This window comes from Mycobacterium montefiorense (genome assembly GCF_003112775.1).
Classification (GTDB): Bacteria; Actinomycetota; Actinomycetes; order Mycobacteriales; family Mycobacteriaceae; genus Mycobacterium; species Mycobacterium montefiorense.
Window position 1 is genome coordinate 18,929 of the sequence record NZ_BFCH01000019.1, and the last position, 14,313, is coordinate 33,241.

Here is a 14,313-nt window from a genome sequence, read left to right on the forward strand (position 1 = left end):
TGAATCGCTGACCCAGGCTTTAGGCTGAAGGCCGGCCCGGGGACAGCATCAGCTACGACGCAAGGAGATCCTAGTGCCGATTATCGAGCAGGTCGGGGCCCGCGAGATCCTCGATTCCCGAGGTAACCCGACTGTCGAGGTCGAGATTGCCCTGATCGACGGAACCTTCGCCCGCGCGGCGGTGCCGTCCGGCGCGTCGACCGGCGAGCACGAGGCGGTCGAGCTGCGTGACGGCGGCGAGCGCTACGGCGGCAAGGGCGTGCAAAAGGCTGTGCAGGCCGTGCTCGACGAGATCGGCCCCGCTGTGATCGGACTCAATGCCGACGATCAGCGGCTGGTCGACCAGGCGCTGGTGGACCTCGACGGCACCCCCGACAAGTCGCGGCTCGGTGGCAACGCGATCCTGGGCGTCTCGCTGGCCGTCGCCAAGGCGGCCGCCGATTCGGCCGAGCTGCCGCTGTTCCGCTACCTCGGCGGGCCGAACGCGCACATCCTGCCGGTGCCGATGATGAACATCGTCAACGGCGGCGCCCACGCCGACACCGGGGTGGACGTCCAGGAGTTCATGGTGGCGCCGATCGGTGCGCCCAGCTTCGTCGAAGCGCTGCGCTGGGGTGCCGAGGTGTATCACTCGCTGAAGTCGGTTTTGAAGAAGCAGGGGCTTTCCACCGGTCTGGGCGACGAGGGTGGCTTCGCCCCCGATGTGGCCGGAACCACCGCGGCGCTGGACCTGATCAGCTCGGCCATCGAGGCGACCGGTTTGAAGCTGGGCACCGATGTGGCGTTGGCCCTCGACGCCGCGGCCACCGAGTTCTACACCGACGGCAGCGGCTACAGCTTCGAGGGCGCCACCCGCACCGCCGAGCAGATGACGGAGTTCTACGCCAAGCTGCTCGACTCCTACCCGCTGGTGTCCATCGAAGACCCGCTGTCCGAAGACGATTGGCAGGGCTGGGCGGACCTGACGTCGTCGATCGGCGACCGGGTGCAGATCGTGGGTGACGACATCTTCGTCACCAATCCCGAGCGGCTCGAGGAGGGCATCGAAAAGGGCGTGGCCAACGCGCTGCTCGTCAAGGTGAACCAGATCGGCACGCTCACCGAGACACTCGACGCGGTCGCCCTGGCTCACCACAGCGGATACCGCACGATGATGAGCCACCGCAGCGGCGAGACCGAAGACACCACGATCGCCGATCTGGCGGTGGCCGTCGGCAGTGGGCAGATCAAAACGGGCGCGCCCGCCCGCAGCGAGCGGGTCGCTAAATACAACCAGCTGTTGCGCATCGAGGAAGCGCTGGGCGACGCGGCCCGCTACGCTGGCGATCTGGCCTTCCCGCGCTTCGCATTGGATGTGAAATAGCTTGACAGCCAACGAGAAACGCGACTAGATCTGAGATGCCCGACGCGAAGCGGCCAGATCCGAAGCGGCGCTCCCCGGCATCGCGCCCGGGGAAAGCGGGTGATTCGGTTCGCCGCGGTCGCGCCGCCAAACCGTCGTCCAAGCCGTCGTCACGCGCGTCGAAACTCGCGCAGAACGCCGCCGATGCCAGGACGACGGCTGAGCACATCGTCGAACCGATCAAGCGGCAAATCGCGGAGTCCGTCGAGCAGCGGTCTGAGCAGCGGATGGGCTTCACCGCCCGGCGTGCGGCGGTGCTGGCTGCGGTCGTATGCGTGCTGACGCTCACCATCGCGGGTCCGGTGCGTACCTATTTCGCGCAGCGCACCGAGATGTCTCAGTTGACCGCCAGTGAGGCCGCGCTGCGCCGTCAGATCGCCGACCTCGAGCAGAAGAAGGTCAAGCTTGGCGATCCGGCCTACATCGCGGCGCAGGCCCGGGAGCGCCTGGGGTTTGTGATGCCCGGCGACACGCCGTTCCAAGTCCAGCTTCCGGCGGGCGCGGCGGCTTCCCCGCAGCCGGGCGGCGAGACGGCCAAGCCGGCGAGCAACGCCCCGTGGTACTCGTCGCTGTGGCACACCATCGCCGACGCCCCGCACCTGCCGCCGGCCCCACCGGCCAACGCCCCGGCGCCCGCGCCGGCCGACCCCTCGGCGCCCGCGCCGCCGGAATTACCGAAGCCCACGACTCCCGGTGGTTGATCGTGCCGACCTGGAAGCGGTGGCACGCCAGCTCGGTCGCGAGCCGCGTGGTGTGCTGGAGATCGCCTACCGGTGTCCCAGTGGCGAGCCCGGCGTGGTGAAGACCGCGCCGAAACTTCCTGACGGAACTCCGTTTCCGACGTTGTACTACCTGACGCACCCGGCGCTCACTGCGGCCGCGAGCAGGCTCGAGACGACGGGGCTGATGCGGGAGATGACCGAGCGATTGCAGACGGACTCCGATTTGGCCGCCGCCTACCGGCGCGCCCACGAGTCCTATCTGGCCGAGCGCGACGCGATCGAGCCGCTCGGGACGGCGTTCTCGGGGGGCGGCATGCCGGACCGGGTCAAGTGCCTGCACGTGCTGATCGCGCATTCGCTGGCCAAGGGGCCCGGGGTTAATCCGCTCGGAGACCACGCGTTGGCGCTGCTTGCCGCCGAGCCGGCGATGGCCGCGGTGCTGGACGGTGAGCTGTGGCGTTGAGAGCGGCCGGCGTCGATTGCGGCACTAACTCGATTCGGTTGCTGATCGCCGACGTATCGGGCGGGCAGCTGTGCGACGTGCATCGCGAGACGCGGATCGTGCGCCTGGGCCAGGGTGTCGACGCCACCGGTCAGTTTGCGCCGCAGGCGATCCAGCGGACCAAAGCGGCGCTGGTCGACTATGCGGATCTGATGCGAGCCCACGGCGTCGAGCGGGTTCGAATGGTTGCCACCTCGGCCGCTCGCGACGTCACCAACCGCGATGACTTCTTTGCGATGACCGCCGACGTGCTGGCCGGTGTGCTACCCGGTGCGGTCGCCGAGGTGATCACCGGAGCCGAAGAGGCCGAGTTGTCATTCCGCGGAGCGGTCGGCGAATTAGACGTCGCCCGTGGACCTTTCGTCGTCGTCGACCTCGGTGGCGGCTCAACCGAAATCGTGCTGGGCACAGACCAGGTGTTGGCGAGCTACTCGGCCGACATCGGCTGCGTCCGGTTAACCGAGCGCTGCTTGCACTCCGACCCGCCGACGCGTGCGGACGTGCACGCGGCGCGTCAGTTTGTGCGCGATCGGCTCGAGCCCGCACTGCGGGCCGTGCCCGTCGAGGCAGCCCGGACCTGGGTCGGGCTGGCCGGCACGATGACCACCCTGTCGGCGTTGGCGCACCGCATGACGACGTATGACGCTGCGGCCATTCATCTTTCGCGGGCTGCCGGCGATGAACTTTGGTCGGTGTGCGAGGGGCTGGTCGGCATGACGCGGTCCCAGCGTGCGGCACTGCCGCCGATGCACGAGGGCCGGGCCGATGTGATCGGCGGCGGCGCGATCGTGGTGCAGGAATTGGCGCGCGAGCTACGCGCCCGGGCCGGCATCGACGAGCTCTCCGTCAGCGAGCACGACATTCTCGACGGCATCGTGCTGTCGATCGCGCGGTAATGAGCATGGCTTTCAGTGTGCGGTGACGGCGGCCTTTCCCGGCGTGTCGTCGCCGTGGGCGCACACCCGGCGCCGTGGACGCACATTGGGCGCCGGAAAGCTCATGCCTCGAAGCGGTAGCCCATACCGGATTCGGTCAGCAGGTGTTTGGGATGCGACGGGTCGTCTTCGAGTTTGCGCCGCAACTGTGCGAGATACACACGCAGGTAATGGGTTTCGGTGGCTTACGCTGGGCCCCACACCTCTTTGAGCAACTCCTCGCGGCCGACCAGCTTGCCGCGATTGCGCACCAGTACCTCGAGCATGCCCCACTCGGTCGGGGTGAGGTGCACCTCGGCGCCGTTCTTCGTCACTTTCTTGGCGGCCAGGTCGACGGTGAAAGCATCGGTTTCGATCACCGGCTCGTCGGTTTCCGATGCCGCGGCGTTGCGGCGGACCGCGGCCCGCAGCCGGGCTAGAAACTCGTCCATCCCAAACGGTTTCGTGACGTAGTCGTCGGCCCCGGCGTCCAGCGCTTCGACCTTGTCGGACGAATCGGTGCGCGCCGACAACACGATCACCGGTGCCGTCAGCCACCCGCGCAGACCGGCAAGCACCTCGATACCCGAGATGTCGGGCAAGCCGAGGTCGAGGACCACCACATCGGGTTTGTGTTCGGCAGCGGCGCGCAGGGCGCCGGCACCGGTCGCCGCCGTGACGACTTCGTAGCCGCGCACCGAGAGATTGATGCGCAGCGCACGCAGAATATGCGGCTCGTCATCGATCACCAATACCCGGGTCATCGGACACCAATCGGTTGCGGCGGTGCCGCCAAGTCTACGACGACGGTGAGTCCGCCCCCGGGCGTGTCGCTGGCCTGGATGGTTCCGCCCATGGCTTCCACGAAGCCACGCGCCACCGACATCCCCAGCCCCACACCGGTGGTGTTGTCGTGATCGCCCAGCCGCTGAAATGGTTCGAAGAGCTGATCTTCGTTCCCGGGTGGGACTCCCGGTCCTTCGTCGATGACGTTGATCAGGACCCGATCGCCCACGCGCCCCGCGTTGACCCGGACCACGGAGTTCGGCGCGTAGCGCAGCGCATTGTCGATCAGGTTGGCCAGCACGCGTTCGAGCAGCCCGGCGTCGGCCATGGCCACCGCGTCACCCACGTCGACTTTGACGCGATCGATCGCTGATCGGTAGAACCCGGTGGCGCCCTTGCCGATACTGACCAGCGCGCGTTGCACCGTTTCCTCCAGATACACCCAGCGCAGATCCGGGCGAACCACGTCGGCGGCCAGACGCGAAGAATCAAGCAGGTTTCCAACCAACGCGGTCAACTGATCGATCGACTCCTCAATGGTGGCCAGCAATTCCGCGGTGTCTTGCGCGGAGAACGCAACATCTTCGGCGCGCAAACTGGATACCGCGACCTTGGCCGCGGCCAGCGGTGTGCGCAGATCATGGCTGACCGCCGAGAGCAGCGAGCGCCGCAGCTCGTCGGCCCGCACAATCGCCTCGGTTCGACTTGCTTCGTCGACCAGCTCACGCTGCCTGATCAGACCCGCGGCTTGTCTGGCCACCGCGCTCAGCACCCGGCGATCGCGCGCGGACAGCTTGCGGCCGGCCAACAGCATCCAGAATTCGTCGTCACCGACCTCGATCGCGGTGTCCGCGGAATCAACCGTGACACAAGGATCTTTGCCCACACAGGCCACGATGTAGCTCTTCTTGCCGACGGCGCGGTCCTCGTCGCTGGGCTCTCGCAGCACGCTGACCGCCTGCTGCGAGTAGGTCTCGCGCACGCGTTCGAGCAGTGTGTCGAGGTCGGCGCCGCGCAGCACCGATCCAGCGAACAGCGTCAGCAGTTCGGCCTCTTGGGAAGCCCGCCGGGCTTCCCGGGCTCGTTTCGCCGCGAAGTCGACCAGCACCGCGACCGCCACCGCGATCAGCAGCAGCACCAATTCGGTAATGGCGCTGTTGGGTTCGGCGATCGTGAAGCTGTGTCGTGGCGCGATCAGGTAGTAGTTCAGTAGCAGCCCGGACAGCACCGCCGAAAGAGCTGCCGGGGCAACACCTCCCAGCAGGCCCACCAGCAGAACCCCGACAAAGAACAGGGCGCTCTTTCCGCCGGTGTCCAGATATGGGTCGAGCACGCCCACCGTGACCGCGCAGATCGCGGACGGGACGATGCAGGCCGCCAGCCAGGAGGCGATGCGTCGCTCGCGGGGCGCCAGCGACGCGATGTGGAAGCCGCGCCTGGATTCTTCGTGCGTGACGATGTGCACATCGATCTTGCCGGATCGCTGCACAATGGTCGGGCCGATGCCCTCCTCGAAAATCCGCGACCACCGCGACCGGCGCGAGCTGCCGATCACTAACTGGGTGCCGTTGATCTCACGCGCGAAATCCAGTAGCGCTGTGGGCACGTCGTCGCCGACGACGGTGTGCACCGACGCGTCCAGACTGCCGGCCAGCTCGCGGATCTTGATCATCCGGGTTTCCGACAAGCCGGCCAGCCCGTCGCCCCGTAGCACGTGCACGACCATCAGCTCGGCGCTGGACTTCGACGCGATCCGGGATGCCCGTCGTACCAGCGTCTCCGATTCCGGGCCGCCGGTGACCGCCACCACGACGCGCTCGCGCGCCTCCCACATGTCGGTGATCTTGTTCTCCGCGCGGTACTTGGCCAGCGCGGTATCCACCTGATCGGCCAGCCACAGCAACGCCAATTCCCGTAGGGCGGTGAGATTTCCGCGGCGGAAGTAGTTCGACAGTGCGGCATCGATTCGGGCCGGGGCGTAGACGTTGCCGTGAGACAGCCTGCGCCGCAGCGCTTCCGGTGTGATGTCGATCAGCTCGACCTGTGCGGCTTCCCGCACGATCGAGTCCGGCATCGTCTCCTTCTGTTCGATCCCGGTGATCTGGGCGACGACGTCGTTGAGGCTTTCCAGGTGCTGGATGTTGACGGTGGTGATCACGGTGATCCCGGCGTCGAGCAACTCTTCGACATCCTGCCACCGTTTCTGGTTCTTGCTTCCCGGTGTATTGGTGTGGGCCAGTTCGTCGACCAGAACCACCTGCGGATGCCGCTCCAGCACGGCCGGCACGTCGAGTTCGGCGAAGCTACCGCCGCGGTACTCGATGAAACGCGGCACGATGATTTCGATGCCCTCCAGCATCTCCGCGGTTTTGCGGCGGCCATGCGTCTCCACCACGGCGGCCACCAGATCGGTGCCGCGTTCCAAGCGCCGGTGAGCCTCCCCGAGCATCGCGAACGTCTTGCCGACACCCGGGGCCGCACCGAGGTAGATGCGTAGCTCCCCGCGCTTGGGATGGTGGTCCCCGAGGCTGACGTCGCTCACGTCAACCATCATCCACCCGCGTCCCTAGCTCGTGGCCGGGAACCGGTGGTCGAGTTCGGCGTTCAGCTGCAGCACATTGACCGTTGGTTCGCCGAAGAATCCCAGGGCACGGCCGTCGCTGAACTGCGCGAGGACCGCGCGTATCTGGTCCGGGCTGACGTGGCGGGCCTTGGCCACCCGGGTGACCTGAATAGCGGCGTAGGCCGGTGAGATGTTCGGATCCAGGCCACTGCCGCTGGCGGTGACGGCGTCGGCGGGCACCTGCGGGCTACCCGCGGCGGCTCCGCCAATCGGCACGATCTGGCCGTTCGAGTAGTCGTCGCCGAACTTTGCGCACTCGACCCGAACACCTTCGTAGAAGTCCAGGAAGGGTTGCTTCGTCGTCGCGCACGGCTCGTTGACGCTGACCACCCGAGTCGGGTGGACGACGTAACCGCGCGAATCGCGGGGGCCAATCACCGACAGCACCGCTCCGACACCGCCGCCGGTGCAGAACGGCCTTGCGCCATTGACACCTTCGAGTTGTCCGATCGATACGCTTCGCGTGCACACCTGCGTCAGCAGGCTTGGCTTGAACCCGGCGTCGGACGCACTGGCGCCCGACGCCAGTTTGGCCGGATCGCCCGGGGTGTCGACAATGCTCTCGGGCCCAAGGTTGCTGCCGCCACTCGACGTCGGGTCATATCCATTGCTGCCCGCCGCCGAAGGCCGGCTCTGGAAGTACTTCGGCAGCGGGTTGCCGCTAGCGTCGGTGAACGACTGGCCGATCAGTCGACTGCCCACCGGCTTGCCGCCGATGGTGATGATCGAACCCTCCGCCTTGTCGTGCAGTCCCGGGATGAAGGCAATCAGCCAAATCAGCAGCGGGTAGCCAAAACCGAGGATCACCGTGAGGACGAGCAGCGCGCGCAGCGCGGCCACGTGTTGGCGAATCGTGTTGGCGATGTTCATCTCAGGCCATCCCAGGGAGCAGTTGAATCAGCAGGTCGATGAGCTTGATCCCCACGAACGGGGCGACGATGCCGCCCAATCCGTAGACGTAAAGGTTTCGGCTGAGCAGTTTCGATGCACGGCTGGGCGTGTACCGAACACCGCGCAGCGCCAACGGAATCAGGGCGACGATGACGACCGCGTTGAAGATGACCGCGGACAGGATCGCCGATTGCGGGCTGTGTAGCCGCATCACGTTGATCAGGTCCAGGCCGGGGAAGATCGCCACGAACATCGCCGGGATGATCGCGAAATATTTGGCGATGTCGTTGGCGATCGAGAAGGTCGTCAACGCACCACGGGTGATCAGCAGTTGCTTACCGATTTCCACGATCTCGATGAGCTTGGTCGGATCGGAGTCCAGGTCCACCATGTTGCCGGCCTCTTTGGCGGCCGATGTGCCGGTGTTCATCGCCACTCCGACGTCGGCCTGAGCCAGCGCCGGCGCGTCGTTGGTGCCGTCGCCGGTCATCGCCACCAGGCGACCACCCTGCTGCTCCTTTTTGATCAGCATCATCTTGTCTTCGGGTGTGGCCTCGGCGAGAAAGTCGTCCACTCCGGCCTCGTCGGCGATTGCCTTGGCGGTCAACGGATTATCGCCGGTGATCATCACAGTACGGATGCCCATCAGGCGCATCGCGTCGAACCGTTCGCGCATGCCCTGCTTCACCACGTCCTTGAGGTGGATGACGCCGAGCACTTCGGCCTTGCCGTCATCGACCTGCCCGACGACCAGCGGGGTTCCGCCGGCCGCCGAGATGCCGTCGACGATCTCGCCGAGTTCGGTCGGGACGTTGCCGCCGTGGCCGCGGACCCATTCCGAGACCGAGCTCGCCGCGCCCTTGCGTAGCTGCCGGCCGTCGAGGTCGACGCCCGACATCCGGGTGGTCGCAGTGAATTCCACCCAGTTAGCGTTCGTCAATTCTCCAGGTGTTCGCGCGCGCAGGCCGTAGGCCTCTTTGGCGTACACCACGATGGAGCGTCCTTCTGGAGTCTCGTCGGCGAGACTCGACAGCTGTGCGGCGTCCGCCAAGTCGGCGTTGGTCACGCCGGTCACCGGAATGAATTCCGACGCTTGACGATTGCCGAGCGTGATCGTTCCGGTCTTGTCCAACAGCAAGGTGTTGACGTCACCGGCCGCTTCGACCGCGCGGCCCGACATGGCCAGCACGTTGCGTTGCACCAGCCGGTCCATACCCGCGATACCGATCGCGGAAAGCAGCGCACCGATGGTGGTCGGAATCAAACACACCAGCAGTGCCACCAGGACGATGCCACTGATGCCGTCGGAGCTGAGCGCCGAGGTATCAGGCACCCCAGGGTTGTTCACCTTGGAGTAGATCGCCAGCGGTTGCAGTGTTGCGACCGCGAACACGAAGATGATGGTCAGTGCCGCCAGCAGGATGTTCAGCGCGATCTCGTTGGGCGTCTTCTGCCGGTTCGCGCCCTCGACGAGCGCGATCATCCGGTCCACAAAGCTCTCGCCCGGCTTCTGGGTGATCTTGACGACGATGCGGTCCGACAGCACGGTTGTCCCGCCGGTCACCGCCGAGCGGTCACCGCCGGATTCCCGGATCACCGGTGCCGATTCGCCGGTGATGGCCGACTCGTCAACCGAGGCAATGCCTTCCACGACATCGCCGTCGCCGGGAATGACTTCGCCCGCGGTGATCACCACGAAGTCGCCTTGCTGCAGCAGCGGCGCCGCAATCTCTTCGGGGTTGCCAGCCGCGCCGGGCTTCCAATCCTTGAGCCGGTGCGCGATGGTGTCGGCCTTCGTCTTGCGCAGCGAGTCGGCCTGCGCCTTGCCGCGCCCCTCGGCGACCGCCTCGGCCAGGTTCGCGAAAAGCACTGTCAGCCATAGCCAGAACACTGTTAGCCAGCTGAACCAGGTGCCGTCGCCGACCGCGAGCACCGTCGACCAGACGGCGCCGATCTCCACGATGAACATCACTGGGTTGCGCCACAGCGTGCGGGGATCGAGTTTGCGCAGTGCGTCCGGCAGCGACTTCAGCAGCAGGGCCGGGTCGAGCGAGCCGCCCTGAAGCTTTTCGCCGGGCGCCTGCGCGGTGCGTCGGCGGGTGCCTGAATTCAATGTGGTGGTCACTTTCAGTGAATCCCTTCGGCAAGCGGCCCGAGCGCCAGCGCGGGCAGGAAGGTGAGGGCAACCAGGATGACTGTCACGCCCACCACAAGTCCCACGAACTGCGGCTTATGCGTGGGCAGGGTGCCACTGGACTCGGGCGTCATGCCCTGGCTTGCCAGTGAACCGGCAAGCGCGAGAACCAGAATCATCGGCAGGAAGCGGCCGAAGACCATAGCCAGACCCAAGGCGGTGTTCCACCAGACCGTGTTGGCCGACAGACCCGCGAAAGCCGAACCGTTGTTGTTGGCTGCCGAGGTGAAGGCGTACAGCACCTCGGACAGGCCGTGCGGCCCGCCGTTGGCCATGGCGGCGCGCTCACCCGGCAGCGCCATCGCGATCGAGGTGCCGAGCAGCACGAGCAGCGGGGTGATCAGGAAATACCCTGCGGCCAGCTTCATCTCGCGCGGATTGATCTTCTTGCCCAGGTACTCCGGTGTCCGGCCGACCATCAACCCCGCGACGAACACCGTGATGACCGCGAGGATCAGGATGCCGTACAGCCCCGAGCCAGTGCCACCGGGCGCGACCTCACCGAGCTGCATGTTGAACATCGTCATCATGCCGCCCAGGCTGGTATAGGAGTCATGGGTGGAATCGACTGCGCCCGTTGAGGTCAGCGTGGTCGCGTCGGCGAAGACCGCGGAGTCGGCGACGCCGAAGCGCTGTTCGACTCCTTCGGATGAGGCGCCCACCGCCGAGGGGACGGTGCCGTGGTGCTGCAGCTGGAACAGCATCATGAAGGTGACGCTGAGCAGGGCCAGGACGCTGACGATCGCGGCGATGGCGTAGCCCTGCTTCTTGCTGTTAACCATGCGGCCGAACGTGCGCGGCAGCGAGAAGCCGATGACCAGGATCAGGAAGATCTCGACCCAGTTGGTCCACGCGGTCGCGTTCTCGAACGGATGCGCCGAGTTGGCGTTGTAGAAGCCACCGCCGTTGGTGCCCAACAACTTAATTGCCTCTTGGCTGGCAACCGGACCACCGGGAAGGGTCTGCGGGGAGCCGGCCAGGGTGTTCACCACCTGGTCATTGAGGTGGAAGTTCTGGATGACACCGCCGGCCAGCAGGGTGAGCGCGCCGATGATCGAGATCGGCAACAGGATGCGCAGCGTGCCGCGGGTCAGGTCCACCCAGAAGTTTCCCAGTTCATTGGTGCGGTGTCGGATGAAGCCGCGGACCAGCGCGACCGCGACCGCCATCCCGACCGCGGCGGATACGAAGTTCTGTACCGCCAGACCGGACATCTGGACCAGATGGCCCATGGTCGACTCACCGGAATAGGCCTGCCAGTTGGTGTTTGTGACGAAGCTGATCGCGGTGTTCCAGGCCAGCGCCGCTGTCATCGGCGTTCCCGGATCGTGCAGATGCAGCGGCAGCTTTCCCTGCACGAGTTGCAGGACGAATAGGAACACGACGCTGACCGCCGAAAACGCCAGCACGCTACGGGCATACGTTTTCCACGTCTGCTCAGAGTCGGGGTTGGCGCCAATCAATCGGTAAATGAATTTCTCGGTGCGCGAATGCTTTTGAGCGCTGTACACCCGATACATGTAGTCGCCCAGCGGCACGTGGACCACCGCCAACGCGACAATCATCAGCGCGAGGAAGACCACACCCGCGGCGGTGCCGCTCACTAGAACCGCTCCGGAAACATCAAGGCAGCCCCCAGTAACAGTGCGATCAGGACAGACAGAATCAGGCCCACCGTATTGGCGGTGCTCACGATCCGAGCCTCAGTGTCAAGCCGAGTGCGGCGAACACCACCACAGTCAGCACCAGGTAAATCACCACAGACATGTTTGTCTCTCGTTCAATGACCGATTAATGCCAGATTGTTTTCGGGCAACAGTGACCTGACCTCGGTGAGGAGGTCACGATCGAATCTAGGCTCGCCCGCGGGGCAAAGCGTTGCCCTTAACGCTTTCTTTACGTCTTGACCGCCACTTTTGCGGTCTTCCTGACCTTTGCCGCCTCGTTTGTCCCGCGCGTCTCACTGACCTCGCGCGCGGTGGGCGCTAGCTGGCGCCCGGACTGTCGATCAACGGCAGCTTCACCCGGAAGACCGTTCGGCCCTTGCTGGATTCGGCGCTGACCGAGCCGTGGTGGGCTTTGACGATCGAACTGACGATGGCCAGGCCCAGGCCGATGCCCGAACCGTCGGACCGGGAGGTGTTTGCGCGGACGAATCGCTCGAACAACCGGGGGAGCAGGTCGGCGTCGATGCCGGGCCCGTCGTCGGTGACGGTGAGCTGGGCATGCGGCGCGTCGGGGTCGCCGCGGTGGCAGGCGATCGCGGTGGTCACCGTGACGTCGGGCGGTGTGTGCAACGCGGCGTTGCTGAGCAGATTGCTGACCAGCTGATGTAGCCGGGCATGATCCCCGCGGACCCAGACCGGTTCCTCGGGAAGGTCTTTGACCCACTGGTGTGTCGGCGCTGCGACCGCGGCGTCGTTCACCGCGTTGTTGACCAGATCGGCCAGGTCGACGTCTTCGTTCTGCAGGTCCTCACCCTCGCCCAGGCGGGACAGCAACAGCAGCTCCTCGACGAGCAGAGCCATGCGGCGTGCTTCGGACTCGATGCGCGCCAGTGCGTACTCGGTGGTCGGCGGCAGGGCCGAACTGTCTTGGCGGGTCAGCTCGGCGTAGCCCTGAATCGCCGCCAACGGGGTTCTCAGCTCGTGGCTGGCGTCGGTGAGGAATTGGCGCATCCGCAAGTCGGAATCGACGCGATGCGCCAGCGCGCTATCCACGTTGTCCAGCAAGCGATTCAGCGTGTGCCCGACGATCCCGACTTCGTTGTCCGGGTCGGTGTCTTCCTGCTGGACCCTGACGCCGATCCGGTGTTCGTCGCCGGTGAGCGGCATCACCGCAACTTCCGCGGCGGTCGCGGCGACCCGGCGCAGCGGGCGAAGTGTGTAGCCCACCACCCACACGGTGAGTCCCGCGGTGACTACCAGGGCGGCCGCGACCAGCAGGCTGGTGGTGATGTACTTGCGGGCCATGATCTCGTCGGCGAGCTTCACCGACATCCCGACGATCAGGAGGTCGGATCCATCGACTCGGCTGTCGACGCGATAGGCGCCGAGGCTGCCGAGCCGTATGGTGCGCGGCGGCGCGTCGGCCCAGGACTCCGCCTCGATCGCACGGATGACATCGGCTGGGGCGGGTTTTGGCTGGTCCTCCGAGAAAACCGCCGAGCCGACGACATCGCCATGGTGCACCACGGCGATCACGTTTCCCGGCGTTTGCCCGGTGAACTCCAGCAGCGCCTCTGCTATCGGCGGAGTGCGCCGGTGTGCCGAGGTGTGTTCGCCGTTCTGGTACCGGATGTACGAGTTACTGAATGCATCAAGGGATTCGGAGACATCGGCGTCGGCTATCGCGGTGACGTAGCCGCGCAGGCTGAGCACTGAGACTATGCCGACGGTTACCAATACCACTGTGACGACTGCTAATACGCCAATAAGCAGTTGGCGGCGCAGAGACCGTGGTAGCCACGAAGGGGTGTTGCGTTGCCGGGTCATTCCGCTGGTCGCAGCATGTATCCAACACCACGGACGGTGTGGATCATCGGCTCCCGGCCGGAGTCGATCTTCTTTCTCAAGTATGAGATGTACAGGTCGACGATGCTGGTACGCCCGGCGAAGTCGTAGTTCCAGACCCGATCGAGGATCTCGGTGCGGCTCAATGCACGGCGCGGATTGCGCATCAGGAAGCGCAGTAATTCAAATTCGGTCGACGACAGCGATATCGGCGTGCCGTCGCGGCTGACTTCGCGGCTGGCGGTGTCGAGCCGGAGATCGCCGACCTTGAGCGCTTCGGCCGCCGGTGGGGACTGCTGGCTGGAGCGCCGCAGCAGCCCGCGAAGCCGGGCGACCAGTTCTTCGAGGCTGAACGGTTTGGTCATGTAGTCGTCGGCGCCCGCGGTGAGACCGGTGACACGGTCCATGACCGAATCGCGTGCGGTCAGGAACAGCGTGGGGGTGTAAATTTCGGATTCGCGGATTCGCTGCAGAATGCGCAGGCCATCCATGTCGGGAAGCATGATGTCGAGGACCAGCACATCGGGGGCCGCCCGCTCGAATTTGGCCAGTGCTTCGCGGCCGTTGTGGGCGATCTCCACCACCCAGCCCTCGTAATGCAGTGCCATCTTGACCAGGTTGGTCAGCGCTGGCTCATCGTCCACCAGCAATACCCGGATCGGTGATCCGTCAGCACGATAGATCCTGGGTAGCTGCCCAAGAATGGCTTGGCGTGGACGCTGGCTTCCTGCGTAACCCGACATTACGGTCATGTTCTTGAATTCTCG

Annotated in this window: 11 protein-coding genes and 1 pseudogene; 4 read left to right on the top strand and 8 right to left on the bottom strand. The window is 65.6% G+C overall.

Going from position 1 to position 14,313, the window contains the following annotated elements; translation table 11 throughout:
- Positions 1 to 73: 73 nt before the first annotated feature.
- The 4 genes from eno to DB708_RS18390 are packed head-to-tail and all read left to right on the top strand — an operon-like array spanning position 74 to position 3,522.
- Positions 74 to 1,363 (top strand): phosphopyruvate hydratase, encoded by a 1,290-nt coding sequence (eno, locus tag DB708_RS18375; RefSeq protein WP_108924418.1) that lies wholly within the window; start codon positions 74 to 76, stop codon positions 1,361 to 1,363.
- Between the two features lie 35 nt (positions 1,364 to 1,398).
- The gene (locus tag DB708_RS18380; RefSeq protein WP_108924419.1) at positions 1,399 to 2,103 is read left to right on the top strand and encodes an FtsB family cell division protein; all 705 of its coding nucleotides are present in this window, start codon (positions 1,399 to 1,401) and stop codon (positions 2,101 to 2,103) included.
- The gene (locus DB708_RS18385) at positions 2,096 to 2,587 is read left to right on the top strand and encodes a DUF501 domain-containing protein (RefSeq protein WP_108924420.1); all 492 of its coding nucleotides are present in this window, start codon (positions 2,096 to 2,098) and stop codon (positions 2,585 to 2,587) included. Before DB708_RS18380 ends, DB708_RS18385 begins: the two co-directional genes overlap by 8 nt.
- Complete coding sequence (locus tag DB708_RS18390) at positions 2,578 to 3,522, top strand: Ppx/GppA phosphatase family protein (RefSeq protein ID WP_108924421.1); 945 nt, start codon at positions 2,578 to 2,580, stop codon at positions 3,520 to 3,522. The genes DB708_RS18385 and DB708_RS18390 overlap by 10 nt, the downstream gene beginning before the upstream one ends.
- Positions 3,523 to 3,623: 101 nt before the next feature.
- Here DB708_RS18390 and DB708_RS18395 read toward each other — a convergent pair.
- From DB708_RS18395 to DB708_RS18430, 8 genes and pseudogenes are all read right to left on the bottom strand, one after another.
- Positions 3,624 to 4,304, bottom strand: a pseudogene (locus tag DB708_RS18395) (response regulator).
- Positions 4,301 to 6,880, bottom strand: coding sequence for a sensor histidine kinase (locus DB708_RS18400; protein ID WP_108924422.1), 2,580 nt, complete (start codon positions 6,878 to 6,880; stop codon positions 4,301 to 4,303). Before DB708_RS18400 ends, DB708_RS18395 begins: the two are co-directional and overlap by 4 nt.
- 12 nt (positions 6,881 to 6,892) lie before the next feature.
- Positions 6,893 to 7,819: a potassium-transporting ATPase subunit C gene (locus tag DB708_RS18405; protein WP_108924423.1), complete on the bottom strand. Its 927-nt coding sequence runs from the start codon at positions 7,817 to 7,819 to the stop codon at positions 6,893 to 6,895.
- A gap of 1 nt (position 7,820) precedes the next feature.
- Complete coding sequence (gene kdpB / locus DB708_RS18410) at positions 7,821 to 9,953, bottom strand: potassium-transporting ATPase subunit KdpB (protein ID WP_409347616.1); 2,133 nt, start codon at positions 9,951 to 9,953, stop codon at positions 7,821 to 7,823.
- A gap of 14 nt (positions 9,954 to 9,967) precedes the next feature.
- Complete coding sequence (gene kdpA, locus DB708_RS18415) at positions 9,968 to 11,638, bottom strand: potassium-transporting ATPase subunit KdpA (protein ID WP_108924425.1); 1,671 nt, start codon at positions 11,636 to 11,638, stop codon at positions 9,968 to 9,970.
- Positions 11,638 to 11,727, bottom strand: coding sequence for a K+-transporting ATPase subunit F (locus DB708_RS18420; protein WP_108924426.1), 90 nt, complete (start codon positions 11,725 to 11,727; stop codon positions 11,638 to 11,640). The genes kdpA and DB708_RS18420 overlap by 1 nt, the downstream gene beginning before the upstream one ends.
- Before the next feature lie 292 nt (positions 11,728 to 12,019).
- Positions 12,020 to 13,528 (bottom strand): sensor histidine kinase, encoded by a 1,509-nt coding sequence (locus DB708_RS18425; protein WP_108924427.1) that lies wholly within the window; start codon positions 13,526 to 13,528, stop codon positions 12,020 to 12,022.
- On the bottom strand, positions 13,525 to 14,298 hold the full coding sequence (locus DB708_RS18430) for a response regulator transcription factor (protein ID WP_108924428.1): 774 nt from the start codon (positions 14,296 to 14,298) through the stop codon (positions 13,525 to 13,527). Before DB708_RS18430 ends, DB708_RS18425 begins: the two co-directional genes overlap by 4 nt.
- Positions 14,299 to 14,313: the final 15 nt, after the last annotated feature.

What these genes read in the sequence shown, in the direction of transcription:
- DB708_RS18380 (WP_108924419.1), top strand. Translation starts at nt 1,399, where the DNA reads ATGCCCGACGCGAAGCGGCCAGATCCGAAGCGGCGCTCCCCGGCATCG.
- DB708_RS18400 (WP_108924422.1), bottom strand. Translation starts at nt 6,880, where the DNA reads ATGATGGTTGACGTGAGCGACGTCAGCCTCGGGGACCACCATCCCAAG.
- DB708_RS18405 (WP_108924423.1), bottom strand. Translation starts at nt 7,819, where the DNA reads ATGAACATCGCCAACACGATTCGCCAACACGTGGCCGCGCTGCGCGCG.
- DB708_RS18425 (WP_108924427.1), bottom strand. Translation starts at nt 13,528, where the DNA reads ATGACCCGGCAACGCAACACCCCTTCGTGGCTACCACGGTCTCTGCGC.
- DB708_RS18430 (WP_108924428.1), bottom strand. Translation starts at nt 14,298, where the DNA reads ATGACCGTAATGTCGGGTTACGCAGGAAGCCAGCGTCCACGCCAAGCC.